The organism is Octadecabacter dasysiphoniae (assembly GCF_021532615.1).
Classification (GTDB): Bacteria; Pseudomonadota; Alphaproteobacteria; order Rhodobacterales; family Rhodobacteraceae; genus Octadecabacter; species Octadecabacter dasysiphoniae.
Genome location: NZ_JAKGAQ010000003.1, coordinates 385,528 through 408,400, shown reverse-complemented (window position 1 = coordinate 408,400; position 22,873 = coordinate 385,528). Strand labels below are relative to the sequence as shown.

Genomic DNA, 22,873 nt, shown 5'->3' with positions numbered 1-22,873 from the left:
GCCCCCTAGTATCTGAAAAGTAGGCCGCCCGTCTCCCATGAGGGCGGTGTCATAGGGCCCAACCTAACAAGGCTGGACCCTATTTTTATTGATCTGGATCAATGGCTTCCAGATAAACGGGCTTAGCCGCCCATTACGCGGTCACGCTGTGCACGGTACGCGCCTTCGGACTTGGAAATCCAAGAAGAAGAAGCCGCCATGGATGTGTTGTAGGACGAACGGATTTTGTCGTACATTTCGTCGCCGTTGTACTGATCCATGGTCTCAGAGGCAGCAACGCCCATCGCATCCCAAACCGTGTCAGGGAATTCCAGAACCTTAACACCACCGGCTTGCAGACGCTCAAGCGCTGCACCGTTGTTGTTCATGAACTGTGCAAGGTTCCACTGGTGTGCTTCGCCAGATGCGATCTCGATGATCTTCTGGTGCGCTGGGGACAGCTCGTTGAACACATCGAGGTTCGTCGCGAGGGACAGGCCTGCGCCCGGCTCGTGCATACCCGCTGTGTAGTAGAACTTCGTGATTTCCTGGAAACCGGCCTTCTCGTCAGCCCATGGGCCGATCCACTCTGTGCCGTCGATGGCGCCAGATGCGAGGGCTTGGTACACTTCAGCACCGGGAAGGTTCTGAATGGATGCACCCATGTTACCGAGCGCTTGGCCACCAAGGCCAGGCATACGGAACTTGAGACCCTGGAAGTCCTCTGGGCCTGTGATCTCCTGAGAGAACCAACCGCCAGCCTGTGGGCCAGTGTTACCCGCGAGGAAGGATTTGAGACCGAAGATCTCGCCCAGCTCGTTGTGCAGCTCGTTGCCGCCGCCGTGGTAGTACCAGTTGGACAGTTCCTGTGGGGACATGCCGAACGGTACGGATGTGAAGAACGCATAACCCGGGTGCTGACCAACAAAGTAGTAGTCTGCGCCGTGGTACATGTCAGCCTGACCGGATGTGACCGCGTCAAACACTTCGAACGCACCGACGAGTTCGCCAGCGGCCTTTAGATCGATTGTCAGCGTGCCATCAGACATTGCTGTGATTGTGTCAGCAGCGCGCTGTGCGGCGTCATGCACACCAGCAAGGCCGCGGCCCCACGTGGTCACAAGCGTCAGAGTGCGGTTGCCCTGTGCGTATGCAGGTGCTGCAAGAGTTGTTGCTGCGGCGGCTGTACCACCAAGTGCGGAATTCTTTAGAAAAGAACGACGATCCATATGTTATTTCCTCCCATGGAATTAGACGTCCTCCCCTCTCCCAAGGGTCGGACGGATCGTTTCAAGTATGCAGACGTTACATATTCGTTACCGCTTGCGAAATACCCACTGCCCCTTAGTTTTGGCTGTTTTGTCAGCAAACCTTACCAATACGGCGCATATGTTAGCGATCACAGGACGCACCTTGGCCCGTTTACGCAGAATCACGGACTAGGAAACCTACTGATTCCCCTTTATCGATTCGCAGTATGGGAGACTTCTGGCGAAAACTGACAATACAGCTGCGCCTGACGTATGGCCAAAAGCTGTTCCTGCTGGCGACGGTGCCTTTGTTGCTGTCGGTCGGCATCATCACGTTGATCGTGGCCAATCAGTCACGTCAGCTGGCCGACCGTGAAATTCGCGCGCTGGAAACCCAGTTGATCGACGCCAAGCGGGACGAGCTGCGCAATTACCTGTCGATCGCCAAAACCGCGTTTGTAAACATTTATGGCCGCGCCGCGCCGGATGACGAAAACGCGAAACTAGAGGTCACCCGCCTTCTTGCCGCGATGTTGTATGGTCAGGACGGATATTTCTTTGTGTTTGATTACGAAGGCACGAACCTTGTGGCGCCGCGTCAAACCAATCTGATCGGGCAAGACTGGTCCGGCCTTCAGGATCGCAATGGCATTCCCATAACGGATGAAATCATCCGCCTTGCGCGATCGGGTGGTGGCTATCACGAATTTGACTGGCTCAAACCCTCCACCCGCGAAACCGCGCCAATGATCATATTTGTCAATGGGTTACAGGATTGGCGGTGGGCCATCGGTACGGGTATTTTCATTGACGACGTGCTCGCCACCGTGGCCGCCGCGCGCGCTGACGTTGAGGCACGGATTCAGCAAACCACGTTCTACATCCTGCTGATCACGATCGCCGCTCTGATTGCTGTTTTCGCCACGGGCATTGTGCTGAACATCCGTGAACGCCGCCTTGCGGATGCCAAGCTCAAGGAACTGACCGAGCGCATTATTGACACCCAAGAAGAAGAACGCGGGCGTGTGGCGCGTGAACTTCATGATGGAATTAGCCAGATCCTTGTGTCTGTGCGTTACGCGCTTGAACTAGCCCGCCGCCGTCTCAGCACGGGTGATGCACGTGCAGGGCAAAGCCTTGATAAAGGTATCGACAGTCTGGGAACGGCCATCGGCGAAGTGCGCCGCATCAGCCGTGATCTGCGCCCCGGTGTGCTTGATGACCTCGGCCTCGCCCCTGCCATTCAAACCCTGATCGACGATTTCAGCCTGCGCACGGGAATCGTTGTCGATTTTGAAACCGTGGTGTTTCGCGGCCGATTGGACGAAGACGCCCGCATCGCGCTGTACCGCATCGCCCAAGAGGCGTTTACCAATATCGAACGCCATTCCGGCGCGACGGCCGTGACTGTGACGCTTAAGGGCAGCCGTTCCGGTGGGATATTGCGCATTGCCGACAATGGCAGCGGCATCAAACAGGGCCGATCCATCAACAGCGGCCTTGGCCTGCGCAATATGGCTGAACGGCTTGAACAGCTCGACGGGACGTTCCGTGTTATGTCCCAGCGTTCGGGGGCCAAATCCGGCACCGTTATCGAAGCACAGATACCGCTCAGCCATATGCTGCCACCAGAAGACACAGCCCCGCGCAAAAACGCACCATCCCAAAAGGAAAGCGCATGACAGCCACACGCATCGTCATCGTCGATGATCACCCCATGGTCGCAGAAGGCATTGAGGCCATTCTGGAAACCTACGACGATCTAGACATCGTCGCCGTTCTGACCAACGGGCAAGAAGTCATTGATCAGGTCGAAACCCTACAGCCCGACGTGATCCTGCTGGATTTGAACATGCCCGGCGTCAGCGGCTTATCAGCCACAGAAATCATCCTTGAGCGTCGCCCCGAAACCCGCATTCTGATCCTGTCGATGCACGACAGCCCTGAATATATCTCAACCGCGCTAAACCACGGTGCGAAGGGATACATTTTGAAAGACGTGCCCACGGAAGAAATCAAAACCGCCATCGACACGGTGATGACGGGCGGTGAATACCTGTGTACTGGCGCGCGCCGATCGCTGAAACCGCGCACAACGGACGGGCGCGAACCGCTGACGTCGCGTGAACAACAAATCCTGCTGCAACTGGCCCAAGGCAAATCCAACAAAGACGTGGGCGCGGCATTGGAAATATCTGTTCGTACGGTCGAAACGCACCGCAAGAACATCAAACGAAAGCTCGGTATTTCCAGCACGGCAGGCCTGACGCGCTACGCCATGGAACACGGGGTCCTGCAAGGCACCGGGCGAGTCGGTTAAAGGATAAAGTCGTCCGCGTCTAAATCTTCCGCATCGACGTTTTCCAACCGGATCACCGCATCGCCTGCACTGATCACCGCGGCACTGTCATCTTGGCTCAAGAACAGGTCGTCAAATTCAAGACTACCGAACGCGATCAGTTCGATCACATCCTTGCCCGAGGTAAAATCAGTCACGACGTCCGTGCTGCCGTCATTGCCAAAGCCGAAGGTGTCATCGCCCTCGTCCCCTGTCAGGACATCGTCGTCGTGACCGCCACGGATAAAATCATCGCCACGCCCGCCAAAAACCACATCGCGCCCGTCGCCACCGTTCAGGCTGTCGTTGTTCTGACCACCGTCCAAAACATCGTTACCCGATCCGCCGTCAACTATGTCATCCCCGCGCCCAGCGCTGAGGGTGTCATTGCCCTTACCGCCAAAAAGGTGGTCAGTGGTGCGCCCGCCGTCCAATACATCGCGGCCAGAACCACCATAGGCAGTGCCCCCGTCATCATCGCTGCCAAAGTCGTCTTCGTTGGTGTGCAGGTAGTCATTGCCGTTGCCGCCGAACAACGTATCAAGCCCACGACCACCCAAAAGCGTGTCGCGCCCGTCCCCACCGAGAATTTCGTCGTTATCCAGACCGCCCTTGGCTGTGTCGTTGCCTGATCCGCCGCGGATCGTATCATCACCGGTCCAGCCACGCAGTTCATCGCTGCCGGTTCCGCCGAAAAGGTAATCCCCGGCGGACCCGCCGCTTACGAAATCATCACTTTTGCCGCCATACAGGTAATCCCCGTCCGCGGTATCGGACGCGCTGCGCCAGCTGCCAGATAGGCTGTCTGCACCATCCCCACCAAACAGGGTCGATTCAAATTTATCTGCGTTTAACCGGTCCTCACCGCGACCACCGTAGGCCTCACCGCCGCCGATCTCGATACGATCATTGCCTTGCCCGCCACGTGCGATGCCCAGCTCACCAAGGATAATTTTGTCGTCCCCGGTTCCGCCATCGACGTTGTCAAAACCTTTGCCAGAATACAGCTGATCATCGTTCTGGTTGCCAAAAAGGACATCGTTGCCGCTGTGCGTCTGAATGATGTCGTCGCCCGACCCCCCGTAAATCGTGGCCGCCTCGCGCGACAAGATGGTGTCTTCGCCCTTAAAACCGCGATAGGTTCCGACATTGTCCAGTTCAACCTTGTCAACGCCGGGCGTGCCTTGGGGGTCAGTGACGTCTTCTTGAATGACGATGATGTCATTGGCGTGGACTTCGTCACGTGGCCCGCCGCGATAATCGGTCACGTTGGACCCGACGCTGGTGTAAATCGACAGCTCTTGGGTGCCATCATTGCTTTCGAAAATCATCTTGAACGACTTGTCATAACCCAGACCAAAGACGTTCTTTGACGCCTCTGTTTGAACAGTGTCGAGGGTGCCCGCAATCGCATTGCTGCTTAATTCAACGGGGCCGATTTTCTGATAGGGGCTGTATTGCTGCGCGGCCTCATAACTGGCGCTGACGACATACAGGTCCCAGGTCGCAATCCCGGCCTCGTTTGTTGTTTCGAGGAGGTAATGATCACCGCTCAGAAAGTAACCTTCGGGCTTTTCCAAAAAAACATGGTCGGTCGCACCTGTCGTTTCGAGCAAGGTGGCAAGTGCATCTGCGCGGGCTTCTTCACGGGTATCAAACAACAAAACAACTCTTCCTTACAAAAAGGGGGCGGAGGTTTCCCCCCACCCCAGATCGATTTTTTACATCAAGAATGATGCTTCTTCGATGTCTTCCACATCAGTATTTTCCAAACGGATTGTGACGTCGCCCGCTTCGATTACAGCGGCGCTTTCGTCTTGGCTCAGGAAGATGTCGTCGAATTCAAGCTCCATCGAGGACAGATCGATGATGTCCGCGCCATTGCCAAAGTCCTTGATCACGTCAGACCCGTCACCAGCGTCAAAGGCGAACGTATCCGCGCCCTCCCCACCCTTAAGCGCATCCGCATCCACACCGCCTTTTATGTAGTCGTCACCGGTGCCGCCATAGATGCGATCATCGTCATCCGCGCCAAACAGGCTGTCATTGCCGCTGTTGCCATAAATGATGTCATCACCGTTGTCGGTCACAGGATCGCCCTGATCGTCAGGCACGTTCAGTGTATCGGGGAACGACGGATCGAGCCCACCATACACAACATCATCGCCGCTTCCGCCGTTAATGCTGTCGTTGCCTTCGCCGGCATAGATCGTGTCGTCGCCCTGATTTCCCCAGATGCTGTCATCATCAAAGCCACCATTGATGATGTCATTGCCGCGACCCGCATAGATCACGTCATTGTCGTCACCTGTGGTGATGTTGTCGTTGCCACGTCCGCCGTACACAGTGTCCGTATCATCGGACGGATCGGCATCCGCGGGAAGGAACGGAGGCACCGCGCGGTCCGTGCCGCCAGAAATGCCGGTGACATCATCGATGTTGCCGGACGTGTTGATGGTGTCATTGCCCCATCCACCCCAAGCAGTATCGGACCCGTCACCGCCATAAATGTGGTCCCAACCGCCGTCACCGCGCAATTCGTCGTCACCTGTGTCGCCGTACATGGTGTCGCCGTCATTGCCGCCACGCATTGTGTCGTCGCGCTCTCCGCCATACATCAGGTCCTTGCCGGTGCCGCCATACATGCGGTCCTCGCCGTCGTCCCCGTGCATCTCGTCGTTGGATTTGCCACCGTAAAGAACATCAGCGCCCTTATTGCCGTGCAATTCATCACTGCCATCGCCGCCATACAGCTTATCGCGCCCGTCGCCGCCATGCAGCGTGTCTTCGCCACGAAAGCCGCGCAGGATGTCGTTGTTCTTGTCGCCGTAGATTTCGTCGTTGCCGTAACCGCCATCAAGGAAATCATTGCCCTCGCCGCCTTGCAGGTAATCGTCCTGCGCGCCGCCGCGGATCATGTCATCGCCCTTGTTGCCAAAGATGCTGTCCGCGCCTGTGTTGCCGCGCAGCGCATCGCCGCCCGCACCACCACGGATCACATCCGCACCAGAGCCACCGGAAATGAAATCATGGCCATCTTTGCCATAGATTTCATCGTTACCGTCACGGCCATAGATCGTGTCTTTGAAATTCGTCCCAACGATCAATTCAAAATCGGGATCTTCATCGTCGGGGATATCATCCTCGATCACCTCTTCGTCTTCGCTAAAGGCATCAATGGACAGAACACTGATATCAACCAGTACGCCCGCGTCCACACCAATGACCAAGCGTTCAAGCCCGCCATCCGCGCTTGCGTATTCCACCGCAACGCCCGCAGGATCATCAATGACGTCATCCGCCACATAATTAACAAAGCGCAATTCGCTATCGATCGTGCTGCCCGGGCCTGCGGCATTGAAATCCATACCGTTTTGCGGAACGATATGCCCGTCTTCGCCGACAATCGCGACGTTGATATCATAGGTTTGCGGCATCGCCGCGTTCTGTTCTTGCCAGACGAACACCATTGTTCCGTCAGCCGTTTCCACCAGCGAGGACGCTCCAAGTTGCGCAATCGCGGCACGAGATTCGACAAAATCTGCGAGTAAAGTCATTGGTCAGCCCCCCCAGGCTTCTAATTTGCGTGTCATTTCCCCGTCAAATATGGGGCAATCTGGTGTTATGGTGCACGTTTCACCCTAAAGTAACAAGCCCATCCGACTTGGCCTTTAGGTTAGGTGCGGCACTGTTTCCCGAATGGAAACAACGAGGTACTTGAAAAAGATGATGCCATCTTCGGCCAATTCGTCTGCCGTGACGCCGTTCAAGTGGATCGTCGTGTCGCCCATTTTGTTGATGGCGATGCTATCCCGACATCTTAGTCAATTGTCCGTTAACATCACCAGAACGCATGCAGATCGGACCATCCCCCGCATCGCTGACTTTCACATGTCGCGATCCAGCAGCGTTGATCATGTTACTGCCACCAAAGCTGGTTAATTGTTTCGTCCGATGAAACAACGACAACCATAGTCGGCCGCGCTGTTAACCAAGCCCCAGGCGACCCCAGAAAGAAAGTTGCGAAAAAACACCTCCAAACGACATTTTCGCGATTCTGACTGTTGACCCCTTCGACCCGTCTAGGCATAAACCCTTCAACGCTAAAGGAGCCATGAGATGCTACGCATTCTTGTACTTGTAGGAAGACCGCGCATGGGCCTGTAAAGGTTGACCATATTGGTTCCCATGCGCCTCCGAAACTTCGGGGGCTTTTTTATGCGACAGAACAACGACGAAACAAACACTTGCTGACACACACGTAGAACTAGGGAAAAAACAATGTCTGCTAAAACGATGACCGGCGCGAAAATGGTGGTTCAGGCTCTGATTGATCAGGGCGTGGACACAGTCTTTGGCTATCCCGGTGGTGCGGTCCTCCCGATCTATGATGAGATTTTTCAGCAAAATTCGATCAAGCATATTCTGGTGCGCCACGAACAGGGCGCGGTTCACGCCGCCGAAGGATATGCGCGCAGCACAGGTAAACCCGGTGTTGCCCTTGTGACATCCGGCCCCGGCGCGACAAACGCCGTGACAGGCCTGACGGATGCCTTGATGGACAGCATCCCGATTATCGTTTTCACCGGTCAGGTTCCGACCTTCATGATTGGTTCTGATGCGTTCCAAGAAGCCGACACAGTGGGCATCACGCGCCCGTGCACGAAACATAACTGGCTGGTGAAAGAGACCGACAAACTGTCCGGCGTCATTCATGAGGCGTTCCACGTTGCAATGTCCGGTCGCCCCGGCCCCGTTCTGGTGGACATCCCTAAGGACGTTCAGTTTGCATCCGGCACCTACACCAAGGCGCAGCCGTCCAAATCGTATTACCAGCCACAAGTCAAAGGCGACATCGAAGGTATCAACGATCTGGTGTCCGCCATCGAAAAGGCTAAAAAACCGCTGTTTTACACAGGTGGCGGTGTGATCAATTCCGGCCCTGCGGCGTCCCAGCTGTTGCGCGAATTGGTTGAGGCCACTGGCTTTCCGATCACATCAACCCTGATGGGTCTTGGCGCCTATCCTGCATCTGGCGAAAAATGGATCGGGATGCTGGGAATGCATGGTCTTTATGAGGCCAACATGGCGATGCACGACTGCGATCTGATGATCAACATCGGTGCCCGTTTTGACGACCGCATCACCGGCATTCTGGATAAATTCGCGCCCCATTCGATCAAGGCGCACATCGACATTGATCCGTCTTCCATCAACAAAGTCATCCAGACAGATATCCCGATCATCGGCGACGTGGCCCATGTTCTCGAAGATATACTGAAAGTCTGGAAATCACGTGGTCGCAAGACCAGTGCGGACAACGTCACCAAGTGGTGGGGCGAGATCAATGATTGGAAGAAGATCAACTGCTTGGCCTACACACAAGAAGGCAAAACGATCAAACCCCAGCACGCCCTGACCCGTCTTGAGGAACTGACCAAACACCGCAAGACGGACCGCTACATCACCACCGAGGTCGGCCAGCACCAGATGTGGGCGGCGCAGTACCTCGGGTTTGAAAACCCCAACCAGTGGATGACGTCCGGCGGTTTGGGCACGATGGGCTATGGTCATCCGGCATCTATCGGCGTGCAAATGGCGCACCCTGACGCGCTGGTCATCAACATCGCCGGCGAAGCGAGCTGGCTGATGAACATGCAGGAAATGGGAACAGCCGTTCAATACCGCCTGCCCGTCAAACAGTTCATCCTGAACAACGAACGCCTTGGCATGGTGCGCCAGTGGCAGGAATTGCTGCACGGCGAACGCTATTCAAGCAGTTGGTCTGAATCCCTGCCCGATTTTGTAAAGTTGGCAGAGGCGTTTGGCGCGAAGGGCATCTTGTGTTCTGATCCTGCCGATCTGGACGACGCGATCATGGAAATGCTGAACCACGACGGCCCCGTCTTGTTCGATTGTCTGGTCGAAAAGCACGAAAACTGTTTCCCCATGATCCCGTCAGGCAAAGCCCACAACGACATGCTGCTGGGCGATGCGGATACGCAAGGTGTGATTGATGCGAAAGGAAGTGTGCTGGTGTAAATTCCTGCCAAAGGAATTTGCCCAAACTCTTTGAAAGAGTTTGCCCCACAGCCCTATAGGAAAATCAAAATGTCCCCACTCAAGATCAAACAAGGCTCCACGAGCCATTCTGCCTACAACCTTCGCCCCAACTTTAGCGATGTCGAAGAACGCCACACGCTGGCTGTTCTTGTCGAAAACGAACCAGGGGTTCTGGCCCGTGTCATCGGACTGTTTGCAGGGCGCGGCTACAACATCGAAAGCCTGACCGTCGCTGAGGTGGATCATACCGGCCACCAGTCGCGCATTACAGTTGTAACCATCGGCACGCCGCAGACGATCAACCAGATTTGCGCCCAGCTGGGTCGAATCGTGACGGTCCACGAAGTCCATGACCTGACGGTCGAAGGCCGCGCGGTGGAACGCGAACTGGCTTTGTTCAAGGTCGCAGGAAAAGGCGATGACCGCATGGAAATGCTGCGCCTTGCTGATGTGTTTCGCGCCAACGTGGTCGACAGCACGCTTGAATCCTTCACGTTCGAGATCACGGGCACGAGCGAGAAAATCGATGCTTTCGCAGACCTCATGCGCCCCATCGGACTGGTTGAAATGGCCCGCACAGGTGTTGCGGCCCTGTCACGCGGCGAAGTCTAGGCCAATCACCCAACACCGCCATACCGGAAATATGTGCCCCGCCAGATCGCTGGTGGGGCCATGTACGTTACCCTGCGTCAAATGCGCATTTGCTTAACCTGTGGTTTGCTATAGCAACATCGCAATGAACAAACGGCAGGCCCTTTACATTATATGACACACATCATCAGCCCCCCCGACACGCCCAACACCAACATGGCCGCGCGGGACTGGGTCCGTATCCTTGCCAAATACCGGGAACCGAATGCGGCGCGTTCAAACTTCGAACTCGCCGTGAGTGCCATTCCGTTTATCGGCCTTTGGGTCGTTGCCTGCTGGGTTGCACAATACAGCTACCTCGGCGCATTCGCGATTTCTGTGGTGAACGGCATGTTTCTGCTGCGTCTGTTTTGCATCCAACACGATTGCGGGCACGGATCGTTTTATGACAATCGAAACGTATCAGATTGGGTTGGCCGCGTTTTGGGCGTAGTTACCCTGACACCTTATGACGTGTGGCGACGGACCCATTCGATCCATCACAGCCACGCCGGAGACCTTGGTTTTCGCGGCATCGGCGATGTGATGACCCTTACAATCGAAGAATACCACCAGCGCACACCGTTTGGCCGCCTTCTTTATCGCGCTTATCGCCACCCGCTGGTGATGTTCGGCCTTGGCCCGACCTATTTGTTTTTGCTGCAACACCGCCTGCCTTTGTCGTGCATGGATCAGGGACGCAAATACTGGGTGTCGGCCATGGGCACGAATGCCGCGCTTTTGGCATTGCTTACAATCATCGTCTATTTAGGTGACTGGTCCGCGCTGTTCTTGGTGTTTTTGCCCTCTACCCTGATCGCGGCGTCCGTGGGCGTATGGCTGTTTTACGTCCAGCACCAGTTTGAACAGACCCAATGGGACGAAACCGAAGACTGGCAGCTTCATGATGCGGCTTTGCACGGGTCATCCCACTATGACCTCCCCCCGATCCTGCGGTGGTTTTCGGCCAATATCGGCATCCATCATGTGCATCACCTGTATTCGCGTATTCCGTTCTATCGTCTGAAGGACGTGCTGGACGATCACGAGGAACTGATCGATTGCGGACGCATGACATTGGGCGAGTCGTTCAAATGCGCACGCCTGAACCTGTGGGACACGACATCACGTACATTGGTGTCGTTCAAAACGGCCCGATCCCTCAAGACAGCCTGAATTTAGAAACCCTCAAACAAAAAAGCCCCCCGATCCTGTAACGGACCGGGGGAACAGCACCCCATACGCTTGGGGGACGCATAAGGTGCGCAGAACGGCAGAGTGAAGGCCATCCTGATTCTAGGGAGTGGTCGTAGGGGTCTTCTTGGGAGGTATTATTCAGCCGCAGGCATCATGCCCGCATCCTGCGCAGCGGCCACTTCGGCCATATCCAGCAGGCCATCGCCTGTGCTGTCCATCGCCGTGAAATCTGCATCTGTCAGGTCAGGGTAAATTGTGCTCACCTCGGGAAAGCTATAAAACCCGTCCCCGTTCACATCAATGTTCGGATCGGCCTCTTGCGCCGAAGCGGCTCCTGCAATGAGGATGAACGCAAGGGTGCTCAGTTTGGTCAATTTCAACATTTGTTAGTGTCTCCTTTGGGCATGAAGGGGTGCGCATCGGCACCCCGTGAAACAGATTTAGAACGCCTGATAGCAACCTGCGACAGCGACGAGCCGCACCGCCGATTTTGCGCGAAGGAATGCGCGATACCTCGGGTTGGTTCGGCGGACCAACGCCACTACTTGGCGATGGGCAAATCCCAGCGCACGCAGATCCTGTGATCGGGCAAGCCGCCGCCAACATGGTGCCAGAAAGCAGCGCGCCATGTCGTGGTGAGAAACGTGAATGTCGCGCACGGCCCTCACACACGACGGACTGACCACTTAGACTTTGTACATCTCAGGAAAGGATTGGTCATGGCCAAGGATCACACAGACAGCGACCTGACATCGGTACGCAACCCTGTCGCGACAGCCAATGGCCTGCCCAACGCCCACTATATAGACGACGCCACATTCAAGGCCGAGGCGAAGGCCGTTTTGCACACATCATGGGCGGGGCTTGCCGTGGGGGCGGATGTGCCGGATGCGGGTGACGCCAAGCCGATCGATTTCATGGGTATTCCCCTATTGCTGCTGTGCGATAAAGACGGTGATGTGAGGGTATTCCAAAATATCTGCCGTCACCGTGGCATGATCCTTGTGGATGCACCCCGAAAGATCGAAGGCGCGATCCGCTGCCCCTACCATTCATGGTGCTATTCCACCAAAGGCGCGCTGGTTTCGACCCCGCATGTGGGCGGCGCGGGCCACAACACGCATGACGCCATCGTCAAAGACGACCTTGGCCTGATTGAGGTACGCAGCCACATCTGGCGCGATATCGTGTTTATCAATCTGGACGGCACCGCAGACCCGTTTGAGGTTGTTCATGCAGACCTGTTGCAGCGTTGGAAAGAACACGACGCCCCGCTACACCACGGCGGAGCGACCTCTGCCTTTACGTTGAATGTGAAGACCAACTGGAAACTGGCCGTCGAAAATTACTGTGAAAGCTATCATTTGCCGTGGGTTCATCCGGGCCTGAACAGCTATTCACGACTGGAAGATCATTATCACATTGAACAGCCCGGCCAGTTTTCCGGCCAAGGGACGTTGGTTTATCGACAGCTCAAAGGGGCCGACGGGCAAACATTCCCGGATTTTGCAGGTTTGGGACCGTTCTGGGATGAAGGCGCGGAATACATTTCCCTTTATCCAAATGTCCTTTTGGGTGCGCAGCGTGATCATGCCTTTGCCATCATCCTGCAACCCTTGGCCACCGACCAAACGGCAGAACATATCCACCTTTACTACGCGACCCCGACAACTGACCAAACCATGCGGGACGAAAACGCGGTGCTGTGGAAGGGCGTGTTCGAAGAAGACATCGGCGTGGTTGAAGGCATGCAAAAGGGGCGCAATGCACCGGGGTTTGATGGCGGGCGGTTTTCACCTGCTATGGATAGCCCCACCCATTGTTTTCACGATTGGGTCGCAGGCAAGATGGGCGCGCCTGCCGCGTCATGACGACGCTCGATGATGATTTGATCGCCGCCCATGCCGTTGGGGATCGTGCGGCCCTTGTGCGGCTTTATACATATGCCGCAGACCAAACCGACACCACAGACGCCGCGTGTTTTTATCTGACACATGCCTATATCTTTGCGCTGGAACTTGGCCATGAAGATACAGCAAAACTGCACGCACGGCTTGCGCGCCATGGCCGTGTCTGAAACTCTTTTCTTTGCCTTCATCGTTAGGGCGGCTAACCTATTACAGCGGGATGAACCTGCGCTAGATGCAGGACCCCCATGACCCGAAATATCATTATCGATACTGACCCCGGCCAAGACGACGCCGTTGCCATACTGCTCGCCCTCTCCTCGCCCGAGGTAAACGTGCTGGGCATTACTGCCGTGGCAGGCAACGTCCCACTTGCCCTGACCCAGAAAAACGCGCGCATCGTGTGTGAATTGGCGGGCAGGCCCGATACGTTGGTGTTTGCAGGCTGCGATGCCCCGCTCAACCGGCCATTGGTCACTGCGGAACACGTGCATGGCAAAACCGGGCTTGATGGCCCCCAACTTGCGGCCCCGACCATGCCGCTGCAAGACCAGCACGCGGTCGACTGGATTATTGAAACCCTGCGCGCAGCCCCTGCCAATTCCGTCACGCTCTGTCCTCTAGGTCCGCTGACCAACATCGCCACGGCCATCACCCGCGCGCCAGACATCAAATCCGCGATCGAGGAAATCGTCTTGATGGGCGGTGGTTTTTTTGAAGGCGGGAACATTACCCCCACGGCTGAATTTAACATCTACGTTGATCCCGACGCCGCAGACATCGTTTTCACATCCGGCCTGCCGCTGACTGTGATGCCGCTTGATGTGACGCATAAGGCTCTCACCACCAAACCACGCATTGACGCCTTTCGCGCCATGGGCACCGAAGTGGGCCACATGACCGCTGAGTGGACCGACTTTTTCGAACGCTTCGATATGGAAAAATATGGATCGGAAGGCGCGCCATTGCATGACCCCTGCGTCATCGCCTACCTGATCCGCCCGGACCTGTTCACAGGCCGCCACATCAATGTGGAGATCGAAACGAAATCCGAACTGACCCTCGGTATGACCGTCGCGGATTGGTGGCGCGTTACCGATCGTGCCCCCAACTGCACCTTCATGGGGGACATCGACGCCGACGGCTTTTTCGCCCTACTGGCCGAACGGCTGGCGCGACTAGGATAAGTCCGTCAATGCAGACAAATCCTATGCGCGCCAACCAAGATCAAATCGTCTAGCACGTCCAGATTGAACGCAACGACTGGTTTCAGCCGTTGTCAGGCGGTGGGGTTGGGCCCCCGCGCCCACCTATGAAATCGCTCGACACCGTTCCTTTGAAACAACGTGGAAAGAACGGGAAGGTATCGGTTGCGAAATAGACATATTCCCCGTCCAGCATTGTCCCGTTGCATTCATCCAAGGTGCCGGACCCTTCGACAAATTCATAATCCTGCACATAGGTGCCGTCATGCGCGCCACCAGGCCCGCTTTCGCGCTCTCCACTTTTCAACTGCCACGACGATTGCATCTGATCGCCAACATAGCGGATTTCAAACCCGTCTGCGGCGTAGGCAAACAGCGCGTCATCAAGGTCACTGACCACCTCTGAGGGGATACCGTGATAGTGATACATGCCGCTGCCATCCACATGGCCGCTTTGTGCGTCCATGATCAGCCCGCCCATGCCTTCAACATTCCAACCTGACGCGCGATCACGTGAATACCCGCGTTCGGTTGACCCGTCATAGTATTCAGCCGTGCCCGGACGCAGTGGAATCCCTGTCATCGTGATGCCGGATACATGGACGTTACGGGTAACGGTGTCCGTAATTTCTGGTGTCGCGTCCATGCAAAACGCATGGTCCTGTTCCTCAACGGTGGCACCTTCCCGCCATGGACCGGTTTCGTGTTCGGGCACGCCATCGGACGTGATACAGCGCTGGTCATTTTCCACGACCATGGTGATGTGTGCTTGAACCGCACTGCCGGTCAAAAGCGTAAGAGCGAGAGTGGTGACGAGTGTCTTCATTGGTCCTGTCCTCTAAATACTTGATACTTGATCGTTAGTATAACGGGTGGGAATGATATTTCCGTCGTTTTTGGTCAACGATGAAGACACGCCAGGCCCAAAAACGGCGATTATTGGCTGTTGTCCGCATTTACAGGGCCAGATCTTGAAACCTATCCCTGCTGCCCAACAATGCCCTCACATCATTTGTTCTTTCCCGTCCAACTCCCTATGTACGGCCCAACCCCAGATCAAAGGCCGCGCCATGACCACTGCAATTCACCTCGCTACGCCCGAAGATGCACCGCGCGTTCTGCCCCTTATCAAAGCATTCCACGAAGAATACGGGTTGGAGCGTAATGACGCCGAACGGGAAGCGGCATTGATGCCCTTGCTGCAAGGCTCCCCTCTTGGGGCAGTGTGGTTATTGGGTTTGGCCAAGGCACCAACTGGATATGTGATCATTACCTTCGGCTGGTCCATGGAGTTGGGCGGCATGGACGCCTTTGTCGATGAGCTTTATATTCGGCCGAAAGTGCGCAAACGCGGCATCGCGAGCGAGGCGTTGATGACAATCGCCCACAGCCTTTCAGATGTCGGGGTAAAAGCGCTGCACCTCGAAGTCGACCGCGCCGACCTTGACACGCAACGGCTGTATACCCGCGCGCGATTTGAACTTCGCGACCGCTACAGCCTTATGACACGGATGCTTTGATATGCCGCTGACCCTATCGTTTGACACAACTTACCTGTCCTTGCCGGATCGGTTCTATTCCAGACAACCTGCTGACCCCGTCAGCGCGCCCCAGCTGATTGTTTTCAATCACGCATTGGCCGCAGACCTCGGCCTCGACACATCCGGGATGAGCGACGAGGAAGCCGCAAGCATCTTTTCAGGCAATGATATCCCCGACGGCGCCGACCCATTTGCGCAAGTCTATGCAGGCCATCAGTTTGGCGGGTTTTCTGCCCAGCTTGGCGATGGCCGCGCATTGCATCTGGGCGAAGTGAGTGGCCCCACAGGGCGGTACGATATTCAGCTCAAGGGATCCGGTCCGACGCCGTATTCGCGAAATGGTGACGGGCGCGCTTGGGTCGGTCCGGTCTTGCGCGAATACCTGATGAGCTGCGCAATGGACGCGCTTGATATCCCCACCACCAAAGCACTGGCCGCCGTGACGACGGGCGACAAAATTTTACGCGAACAAGGCCTATTGCCCGGTGCAATCGTTACCCGCGTGGCGGCGTCCCACATCCGTGTGGGAACATTTCAGTATTTTGCCGCCCGCGCAGACGTCGAAGCCCTGCAAAAGCTGACCGATTACGTCATCGCCCGCCATTATCCAGACGCCAAAGACCCGCTTGAGCTGTTTGAAATGGTCATGCAGCGCCACGCGACGCTGGTCGCGAAATGGATGGCCGTCGGGTTTATTCACGGTGTGATGAACACTGATAACGTGCAGATTGCGGGCGAAACTATTGATTACGGCCCTTGCGCATTCATGGATACCTATCACCCCGACACGGTGTTCAGTTCAATTGATCGGCAGGGGCGCTATGCCTATTCCAATCAAGGCCCGATCACCCATTGGAACCTTGCGCAGTTTGCAACCGCATTGGTGGCAATCATGCCCGACACCGACAAAGCCATTGCGGATTTCACGGCTATTCTAAACCGCTTTCCCGCGCTTTATGACGCAGAATGGGCCAAAGCATTCGCGCCGAAACTTGGCCTTGCGCATAGCGACGACGCAACCGCCCTCGCCAAAGATTTGCTGGCACAGATGGCCAACATCCCTATGGATTTCACCAACACCTTCGCCGATCTTGATCGCGCAACCGCGCAATTCCTGCCGGACTGGCATGCAAAATGGTGCGCCCTTGGTCCTGATGATGATATGTGGCGGCAGACCAACCCGCTGGTGATCCCGCGCACCCATAAGATCGAAGACGTTATCACCGCTGCAACAGGCGGCGATTACGCGCCGTTTCACGCGATGCTTGCCGCTATCAGCGCACCGTTTGAAATGTCGCCAGATTTCATGCTTCCACCAGATGACGATCAGAAAGTCTTGCAAACGTTCTGCGGAACCTAGCGCGCAATCATCCACGCCCCGTCAGGCCAGAACGCATGGAACGCAAATGCAAACATGACATCATGCGCAAGGTTGTTGCCATCTGCATCGCGCACGCGCACGGTACCGACATCCCTGCCCTCCCCGATGGTGTTCGTATCAAGCGCTGAGGCCTGCCCTGCGGCCCATGTGAATATCACGCCATTTTCGGTGATTTCTCCGGCTTCGGCGATCCGTATCATCGGCCATGCGGCATCCCCAACCCGCACCACGCGGGCCAGTGCGGGAATATCGTGAGGCGGCAATTCACCGGAATACAGAAACGGGCGGTTTGAACTGTCATAGCGCACGTACGGATTGGCCCCGTAATTGCGCGAAAACGGCGGTTGATCCATCACCAGCCCGTCAGGATTGCGCGCCTGAAATTCAGACCAGCTTTCCATCCATGACGGCAGAGTAACCAATTCAAATGACGTCAATTCGCCAACAATCGCCTCGCCTATGGCCTGTTGCCACCAGCTTTGGGTTTCGCGATCAAACATGATCATATCCGAATTGCGCAGCTTTCCCGACACACCGAACGTCAACACCCCGTAGGCCGTGCGTCGGCTGAACGTGATGCCTGAATTGCACAAAGGGCAGAACGTCACTGCGACGGGAAAACCGTTCACCTCATCGTTCACGATTTCATGCCACATCAGGTAGCGGATCGGGTATGCGCGCGGAATTTCCCCCGCTAATTCCAGCGTAATGACAGGTTCACGCGGGGTTAAACGATCCTCATCGGATACATTCAAAAATGTCGGATCATCAATTGCGGGAATGCCATCTTTGGGTGGGCCACCGGATAGGATTTCCACCCAATTGTCGACGGTCGTGACAGTGAAATCCGTGTCAGGCCATTCAAATTTCCAGAAATCCGGATCGGCAAAGGCCGTGTTGGCCATAAGGGCGAAGGCAGCGGCGAGGCGTAGCATATCAAGGCTCCTGCAAAGATACCCAAACGCTAAGGGGGCCACGCATCGCTGCATAGCCCCCCTACTAAGTTGTGATCAGGACGAACCTTATTCAGTTACGCGCACTGCACTCATGACATCAGCATCGCCAATGACGGCACCGTTTGCGCCTTCGCCAAGTTTGATCGCATCAACCACATCCATGCCGTCGGTCACTTCGCCAACAATGGTGTATTGGCCATCCAGAAACGGGCCATCCTGGAACATGATGAAAAACTGGCTATTGGCCGAATTCGGGTTCTGGGACCGCGCCATGCCGACCATGCCACGCGTAAAAGAGATTTCGCTGCTTGCCTCGAGCGGAATATCACCCAAAGAGGACCCGCCCGTACCAGCGCGACGCATATCGAACTGACCATCAGACGTGTCGCCAAATTCAACGTCACCTGTTTGCGCCATAAAGCCATCAATCACGCGGTGAAAGACAACACCATCATAAGACCCGTCCGCGGCAAGCGCGCTGATCTGGGCTGCGTGCAGCGGCGCGATATCTTCGAATAGATCGATGGTGATCGTGCCATTGGCCTGACCTTCGACGTCAATCTCGATCCCACCGGCAGAGGCTGTGCCCGCCGCCAAAATCGCAGCAATCGCCAGCTTACGCATCTGCGGCCACTTTCATGGAAATCATACGATCCGGGTTCATCGGCGGTTCACCACGGGTAATCGCATCAACGTGTTCCATGCCAGAAGAAACCATGCCGTAAACGGTATATTGGCCATTCAGGAAATCATTGTCGTTGAAGTTGATGAAGAACTGGCTGTTGGCCGAATTCGGGTTGGCGGAACGTGCAGCGCCGATGGACCCACGCGCGTGCGGGATTTTTGAAAATTCGGACGGCAGATCAGGCATGTCAGACCCGCCTGTACCAGCGCGGCCAATATTGAAATCTTTTTCCATGTTGCCGTTGGCCACATCACCCGTCTGGGCCATGAACCCGTCGATCACGCGGTGGAACGCCACGTTGTCATAGGCACCCGCCCGCACGAGCTCTTTCATGCGCTCAACGTGCTTTGGGGCAACGTCTGGCAGCAGTTCAATGGTGACGGTCCCGTCCTTGAGTTCCATCAGGATCGTGTTTTCTGGGTCTTTGATATCAGCCATCTGTCGGCTCCTTGATTGAATACGTTGCGGTTTACCTAATCTGCGCACGCGGGAATTCCAAGACGCGGTTGACCGGATGGGCGGGATTGCCCATGAACGGACCAACAAACAGGAGAAGATCATGGGCTGGAACACACTCGACGATATGGATTTGGCGGGCAAAGTGGTGCTGACACGGGTTGATATCAACGTCCCCGTTGAAGTTGGCGTCGTGACAGATGCCACACGGATTGAACGCATCAAACCGACGATCCTGGATATTGTCGCGGCGGGCGGCAAACCTGTGATGCTGGCCCACTTTGGCCGCCCCAAGGGGGAATATGTGCCAGAAATGTCTTTGAAGGTAACCGTTCCGACCCTCGAAAAGGTGCTGGGACGTCCGGTGACGTTTATCGAACGGCCAGACCGCGCCACGATTGATGCCGCCCCCGCCGATGCCGTGATCCTGATCGAAAACACACGGTTTTCCGCAATGGAAGAAGCCAACGATCCCAAAATGGCGGGTTTCCTCGCGTCCCTTGGCGATGTGTTTTGCAATGATGCCTTTTCTGCGGCCCACCGCGCCCATGCGTCCACCACGGGCGTGGCCGAGTTGCTGCCAAACTGTGCAGGCCGTCTGATGGCAGAAGAACTCGGCGCGCTGGAAAAGGCGCTGGGTGCGCCGCAGCGGCCTGTTATGGCCGTGGTTGGCGGCGCAAAGGTTTCAACGAAACTGGATTTGCTGGGCAACCTGATCGAAAAGGTCGATGCGATTGTAATCGGTGGCGGTATGGCCAACACATTCCTCGCGGCGCAAGGCATCAACGTTGGCAAATCGCTGTGTGAACACGATCTGGCGGACACAGCCCGTGACATCATGGCCAAGGCAGACGCGGCCAAGTGTGAATTGATCCTGCCGGTCGATATTGTCGTTGCGCGCGAATTCAAGGCCAATGCAGCCAACGAAACCCTGCCCGTCGACGCCTGCCCTGACGATGCAATGATATTCGACGTCGGCCCTGAAACGATCGCAAAGATCAAAGCAGCGATTGAACCTGCCAAGACCTTGATCATGAACGGTCCTCTCGGGGTGTTCGAACTTGAACCGTTCAATGCCGGCACCTTCGCCCTTCTGGGTGAGATCGCCGCGCAGACCAATGCGGGCACATTGATTTCTGTTGGCGGTGGTGGTGATACCGTTGCCGCGATCAATCAATCGGGCCACGATGACGATTTCACCTACATCTCATCCGCGGGCGGCGCATTTCTGGAATGGATGGAGGGCAAAACCCTGCCCGGTGTCGCCGCACTCGGTGGATAAGCCACATCAAAAAAACTGTTAGCGCCACCCGTTAGCGTAACCAGAATTGTCGCCCCGCCGGGCGTCCCGTAAGACGCGGATAACTTCGCATCGAAAGGACGCCCCAGATGAGCAATGCCAAGACAGCGATGGCCGAACAAATCCGCAACGGCCAAGGTTTTATCGCAGCGCTGGATCAATCGGGGGGATCAACACCCAAAGCACTCAAGGCCTACGGCGTGTCCGAAGATGCCTATGCTAACGATGATCAAATGTTCGACCTAATCCATGACATGCGTGCGCGCATCGTCAACGCGCCTACATTCAGCGGTGAAAAGGTTATCGGCGCAATCCTGTTTGAAATGACGATGGAACGCCAGATCGGTGGTAAACCTTCGGCAGCCGCGCTGTGGGATGACAATGGCGTCGTGCCATTTTTGAAGATCGATAAGGGCCTTGAGGATGAAGCGAACGGCGTTCAATTGCTGAAATCTATCCCGGCGCTTGATAACCTTCTTGAACGGGCCGTGGCGCATGGCATTTTCGGGACAAAGGAACGTTCGGTCATTCATGCCGCAAATCAGACAGGCATTGATGCCGTCGTCGCACAGCAATTTGAACTTGGCGCGCAGGTCACAGCCCACGGCCTGATGCCGATCCTGGAGCCCGAGATCAACATCACCATCGCGGACAAAGCGCAGGCCGAAGACATGCTGCGCGACGCCCTGCTGCGCCACCTTGATGCACTGCCAGATGGCACACAGGTGATGTTGAAACTGTCCCTGCCCGAGGTCGCAGGCCAGTACCAAACCCTCGTGGATCATCCAAAGTGTCTGAAAGTTGTCGCCCTGTCGGGTGGATATGACCGCGACGAGGCCAACGAACGCCTGTCCAAGAACGCAGGCATCGTGGCAAGTTTCAGCCGCGCGCTGACCGAAGGGTTATTCGCCCATCAGTCCGACACCGAGTTCAACGCGACCCTTGGGCGGACCATCGATGCAATCCACGCAGCGTCCATCGCATAAACCTCGTGTTCGCGAATGTGGTGCCCCCTAAATAAAGGGGATTCCCAAGACGAATCAGATGTGCGATTCTAAGGATCAGCGGTTCACAAGAAATCGCGCGATGAGGCACAGACATGATCCGAAGCAAACGCGCGCCTATGGGCGTCCTTCTATATTTTGCAGGCACCTTGATGCTTGGCCTCTATTTTACGTTTGCTGCCGTGCAAGGCGATTACGGTGTGTTCAAACGCGCCGAAATTGATGCAGAAAGCCGCGCGTTGACGCAGGAACTGGCCGTGCTTCAGGCCGAGGTGGACCGGATGGAAAACCTCACCCGCCGTTTGTCCGACACCTATCTTGATCTGGATTTACTGGATGAACAGGCCCGCGATGTCCTTGGCATGGTGCGCGCAGACGAGATCGTTATTCGCTGAACGCCGAATGGAATGTAGCGTCGCCTGACGGCGTGTCTTCAAAACCAAGGATCTGGAGGTGTTTGGACGGCTTGCCATTGTACGTGGTGCCACCTTCCGAAACGAAGCCCAAACGTCCATAGAACGCCGGATCGCCCATTAGCACTACGCCACCACGGCCATAGGCCCCTGCGACCGCAACCGCGTGATTGACCAACGCCGATCCGATCCCCTTCCCCTGCACGTCCGGCTTTACGGACACAGGCCCAAGACCAAGGCATTTGGTTCCACCGATGCGCGCGGGCGACAGTGCCACATGGCCGATCACCTTCGTCCCTTGAACCGCGACAAGCGACAGCACCAACGCACCTGTGTCTCGCAGTTTGGCGGGCAATTCATCCTCATCGCCGTCTGCATAGGCTTTGCCTGCGAACGCCGCGCGGGTGACTTCGGCAATCGCGGCCTCATCCCCCGCCTTTTCCTGTCTGATATTCCATTTCATCGTCGCAGTCTTGCGCCCCTATGCGCCCAGTGCAAGGCAGGAATTCATACACCAACTGACCTCACGTCACATTGCGTGTCGATTTTTACTGTGTAGTGTTGTAGG

The 22,873-nt window shown here is 56.1% G+C and carries 22 protein-coding genes; 13 read left to right on the top strand and 9 right to left on the bottom strand.

All coding sequences use genetic code 11. The features are described from left to right. Positions 1-122 precede the first annotated feature (122 nt). Positions 123-1,208, bottom strand: a complete 1,086-nt coding sequence (locus L0664_RS14370; RefSeq protein WP_235226576.1) for a TRAP transporter substrate-binding protein — start codon at positions 1,206-1,208, stop codon at positions 123-125. 248 nt (positions 1,209-1,456) lie between these two features. Between L0664_RS14370 and L0664_RS14365 the strand changes: the two genes are divergently transcribed. Both L0664_RS14365 and L0664_RS14360 read left to right on the top strand, forming a co-directional pair. Beyond that, positions 1,457-2,911: a cache domain-containing protein gene (locus tag L0664_RS14365; protein WP_235226575.1), complete on the top strand. Its 1,455-nt coding sequence runs from the start codon at positions 1,457-1,459 to the stop codon at positions 2,909-2,911. Then, on the top strand, positions 2,908-3,549 hold the full coding sequence (locus L0664_RS14360) for a response regulator transcription factor (RefSeq protein ID WP_235226574.1): 642 nt from the start codon (positions 2,908-2,910) through the stop codon (positions 3,547-3,549). The genes L0664_RS14365 and L0664_RS14360 overlap by 4 nt, the downstream gene beginning before the upstream one ends. Here the strand turns inward: L0664_RS14360 and L0664_RS14355 are convergent. Both L0664_RS14355 and L0664_RS14350 read right to left on the bottom strand, forming a co-directional pair. After that, on the bottom strand, positions 3,546-5,231 hold the full coding sequence (locus L0664_RS14355) for a calcium-binding protein (RefSeq protein WP_235226573.1): 1,686 nt from the start codon (positions 5,229-5,231) through the stop codon (positions 3,546-3,548). The two genes, L0664_RS14360 and L0664_RS14355, sit on opposite strands and share 4 nt — an antisense overlap. Positions 5,232-5,288: 57 nt before the next feature. Beyond that, positions 5,289-7,124: a calcium-binding protein gene (locus tag L0664_RS14350; protein ID WP_235226572.1), complete on the bottom strand. Its 1,836-nt coding sequence runs from the start codon at positions 7,122-7,124 to the stop codon at positions 5,289-5,291. Positions 7,125-7,848: 724 nt separating this feature from the next. Between L0664_RS14350 and L0664_RS14345 the strand changes: the two genes are divergently transcribed. The 3 genes from L0664_RS14345 (at position 7,849) to L0664_RS14335 (ending at position 11,436) form a co-directional block, all read left to right on the top strand. Beyond that, positions 7,849-9,609: an acetolactate synthase 3 large subunit gene (locus tag L0664_RS14345; RefSeq protein ID WP_235226571.1), complete on the top strand. Its 1,761-nt coding sequence runs from the start codon at positions 7,849-7,851 to the stop codon at positions 9,607-9,609. 69 nt (positions 9,610-9,678) lie between these two features. Then, positions 9,679-10,242, top strand: a complete 564-nt coding sequence (gene ilvN, locus L0664_RS14340) for an acetolactate synthase small subunit (protein WP_235226570.1) — start codon at positions 9,679-9,681, stop codon at positions 10,240-10,242. 153 nt (positions 10,243-10,395) lie between these two features. Continuing rightward, positions 10,396-11,436, top strand: a complete 1,041-nt coding sequence (locus tag L0664_RS14335; RefSeq protein ID WP_235226569.1) for a fatty acid desaturase — start codon at positions 10,396-10,398, stop codon at positions 11,434-11,436. Between the two features lie 155 nt (positions 11,437-11,591). Here the strand turns inward: L0664_RS14335 and L0664_RS14330 are convergent, their stop codons facing one another. Continuing rightward, positions 11,592-11,840, bottom strand: a complete 249-nt coding sequence (locus L0664_RS14330) for an EF-hand domain-containing protein (protein WP_235226568.1) — start codon at positions 11,838-11,840, stop codon at positions 11,592-11,594. 336 nt (positions 11,841-12,176) lie between these two features. Here L0664_RS14330 and L0664_RS14325 point away from each other — a divergent pair, with 336 nt between their 5' ends. From L0664_RS14325 to L0664_RS14315, 3 genes are all read left to right on the top strand, one after another. After that, positions 12,177-13,328, top strand: a complete 1,152-nt coding sequence (locus tag L0664_RS14325; RefSeq protein ID WP_235226567.1) for an aromatic ring-hydroxylating oxygenase subunit alpha — start codon at positions 12,177-12,179, stop codon at positions 13,326-13,328. After that, entirely contained in the window at positions 13,325-13,534 is a 210-nt protein-coding gene (locus L0664_RS14320; protein WP_235226566.1) for a hypothetical protein, read from the top strand. Before L0664_RS14325 ends, L0664_RS14320 begins: the two co-directional genes overlap by 4 nt. A 78-nt stretch (positions 13,535-13,612) precedes the next feature. Then, complete coding sequence (locus L0664_RS14315; protein ID WP_235226565.1) at positions 13,613-14,551, top strand: nucleoside hydrolase; 939 nt, start codon at positions 13,613-13,615, stop codon at positions 14,549-14,551. An 82-nt stretch (positions 14,552-14,633) separates the two neighbouring features. On the opposite strand, the gene L0664_RS14310 is transcribed toward L0664_RS14315, so the two are convergent. Next, a complete protein-coding gene (locus L0664_RS14310) occupies positions 14,634-15,395 on the bottom strand; it encodes a YHYH protein (protein ID WP_235226564.1) in 762 nt (253 codons plus the stop codon). Positions 15,396-15,639: 244 nt separating this feature from the next. Between L0664_RS14310 and L0664_RS14305 the strand changes: the two genes are divergently transcribed. Continuing rightward, positions 15,640-16,089 (top strand): GNAT family N-acetyltransferase, encoded by a 450-nt coding sequence (locus L0664_RS14305; protein WP_235226563.1) that lies wholly within the window; start codon positions 15,640-15,642, stop codon positions 16,087-16,089. 1 nt (position 16,090) lies between these two features. Further along, positions 16,091-17,470: a protein adenylyltransferase SelO gene (locus tag L0664_RS14300; protein ID WP_235226562.1), complete on the top strand. Its 1,380-nt coding sequence runs from the start codon at positions 16,091-16,093 to the stop codon at positions 17,468-17,470. Here L0664_RS14300 and L0664_RS14295 read toward each other — a convergent pair. The 3 genes from L0664_RS14295 to L0664_RS14285 form a co-directional block, all read right to left on the bottom strand. Next, positions 17,467-18,426 carry a DUF3179 domain-containing protein gene (locus L0664_RS14295; RefSeq protein ID WP_235226561.1) on the bottom strand — a complete coding sequence of 320 codons (960 nt, stop codon included), beginning with the start codon at positions 18,424-18,426 and terminating at the stop codon, positions 17,467-17,469. The two genes, L0664_RS14300 and L0664_RS14295, sit on opposite strands and share 4 nt — an antisense overlap. A gap of 87 nt (positions 18,427-18,513) precedes the next feature. After that, entirely contained in the window at positions 18,514-19,071 is a 558-nt protein-coding gene (locus tag L0664_RS14290) for a peptidylprolyl isomerase (protein ID WP_235226560.1), read from the bottom strand. Continuing rightward, positions 19,064-19,570 carry a peptidylprolyl isomerase gene (locus tag L0664_RS14285; RefSeq protein WP_235226559.1) on the bottom strand — a complete coding sequence of 169 codons (507 nt, stop codon included), beginning with the start codon at positions 19,568-19,570 and terminating at the stop codon, positions 19,064-19,066. Before L0664_RS14285 ends, L0664_RS14290 begins: the two co-directional genes overlap by 8 nt. Positions 19,571-19,691: 121 nt before the next feature. On the opposite strand from L0664_RS14285, the gene L0664_RS14280 reads away from it, so the two are divergent. The 3 genes from L0664_RS14280 (at position 19,692) to L0664_RS14270 (ending at position 22,287) form a co-directional block, all read left to right on the top strand. Then, entirely contained in the window at positions 19,692-20,870 is a 1,179-nt protein-coding gene (locus L0664_RS14280) for a phosphoglycerate kinase (RefSeq protein WP_235226558.1), read from the top strand. A gap of 107 nt (positions 20,871-20,977) precedes the next feature. Beyond that, on the top strand, positions 20,978-21,874 hold the full coding sequence (locus L0664_RS14275; RefSeq protein WP_235226557.1) for a fructose bisphosphate aldolase: 897 nt from the start codon (positions 20,978-20,980) through the stop codon (positions 21,872-21,874). Positions 21,875-21,987: 113 nt separating this feature from the next. Beyond that, entirely contained in the window at positions 21,988-22,287 is a 300-nt protein-coding gene (locus tag L0664_RS14270; RefSeq protein WP_235226556.1) for an FtsB family cell division protein, read from the top strand. Here the strand turns inward: L0664_RS14270 and L0664_RS14265 are convergent. Then, complete coding sequence (locus L0664_RS14265) at positions 22,277-22,768, bottom strand: GNAT family N-acetyltransferase (protein ID WP_235226555.1); 492 nt, start codon at positions 22,766-22,768, stop codon at positions 22,277-22,279. The two genes, L0664_RS14270 and L0664_RS14265, sit on opposite strands and share 11 nt — an antisense overlap. Positions 22,769-22,873: the final 105 nt, after the last annotated feature.

What these genes read in the sequence shown, in the direction of transcription:
- L0664_RS14285 (WP_235226559.1), bottom strand. Translation starts at nt 19,570, where the DNA reads ATGGCTGATATCAAAGACCCAGAAAACACGATCCTGATGGAACTCAAG.
- L0664_RS14310 (WP_235226564.1), bottom strand. Translation starts at nt 15,395, where the DNA reads ATGAAGACACTCGTCACCACTCTCGCTCTTACGCTTTTGACCGGCAGT.
- L0664_RS14305 (WP_235226563.1), top strand. Translation starts at nt 15,640, where the DNA reads ATGACCACTGCAATTCACCTCGCTACGCCCGAAGATGCACCGCGCGTT.
- L0664_RS14280 (WP_235226558.1), top strand. Translation starts at nt 19,692, where the DNA reads ATGGGCTGGAACACACTCGACGATATGGATTTGGCGGGCAAAGTGGTG.
- L0664_RS14275 (WP_235226557.1), top strand. Translation starts at nt 20,978, where the DNA reads ATGAGCAATGCCAAGACAGCGATGGCCGAACAAATCCGCAACGGCCAA.
- L0664_RS14365 (WP_235226575.1), top strand. Translation starts at nt 1,457, where the DNA reads ATGGGAGACTTCTGGCGAAAACTGACAATACAGCTGCGCCTGACGTAT.
- L0664_RS14370 (WP_235226576.1), bottom strand. Translation starts at nt 1,208, where the DNA reads ATGGATCGTCGTTCTTTTCTAAAGAATTCCGCACTTGGTGGTACAGCC.
- L0664_RS14350 (WP_235226572.1), bottom strand. Translation starts at nt 7,124, where the DNA reads ATGACTTTACTCGCAGATTTTGTCGAATCTCGTGCCGCGATTGCGCAA.
- L0664_RS14325 (WP_235226567.1), top strand. Translation starts at nt 12,177, where the DNA reads ATGGCCAAGGATCACACAGACAGCGACCTGACATCGGTACGCAACCCT.
- L0664_RS14270 (WP_235226556.1), top strand. Translation starts at nt 21,988, where the DNA reads ATGATCCGAAGCAAACGCGCGCCTATGGGCGTCCTTCTATATTTTGCA.
- L0664_RS14290 (WP_235226560.1), bottom strand. Translation starts at nt 19,071, where the DNA reads ATGCGTAAGCTGGCGATTGCTGCGATTTTGGCGGCGGGCACAGCCTCT.
- L0664_RS14315 (WP_235226565.1), top strand. Translation starts at nt 13,613, where the DNA reads ATGACCCGAAATATCATTATCGATACTGACCCCGGCCAAGACGACGCC.
- L0664_RS14320 (WP_235226566.1), top strand. Translation starts at nt 13,325, where the DNA reads ATGACGACGCTCGATGATGATTTGATCGCCGCCCATGCCGTTGGGGAT.
- L0664_RS14295 (WP_235226561.1), bottom strand. Translation starts at nt 18,426, where the DNA reads ATGCTACGCCTCGCCGCTGCCTTCGCCCTTATGGCCAACACGGCCTTT.
- ilvN (WP_235226570.1), top strand. Translation starts at nt 9,679, where the DNA reads ATGTCCCCACTCAAGATCAAACAAGGCTCCACGAGCCATTCTGCCTAC.
- L0664_RS14330 (WP_235226568.1), bottom strand. Translation starts at nt 11,840, where the DNA reads ATGTTGAAATTGACCAAACTGAGCACCCTTGCGTTCATCCTCATTGCA.
- L0664_RS14345 (WP_235226571.1), top strand. Translation starts at nt 7,849, where the DNA reads ATGTCTGCTAAAACGATGACCGGCGCGAAAATGGTGGTTCAGGCTCTG.
- L0664_RS14300 (WP_235226562.1), top strand. Translation starts at nt 16,091, where the DNA reads ATGCCGCTGACCCTATCGTTTGACACAACTTACCTGTCCTTGCCGGAT.
- L0664_RS14265 (WP_235226555.1), bottom strand. Translation starts at nt 22,768, where the DNA reads ATGAAATGGAATATCAGACAGGAAAAGGCGGGGGATGAGGCCGCGATT.
- L0664_RS14335 (WP_235226569.1), top strand. Translation starts at nt 10,396, where the DNA reads ATGACACACATCATCAGCCCCCCCGACACGCCCAACACCAACATGGCC.
- L0664_RS14360 (WP_235226574.1), top strand. Translation starts at nt 2,908, where the DNA reads ATGACAGCCACACGCATCGTCATCGTCGATGATCACCCCATGGTCGCA.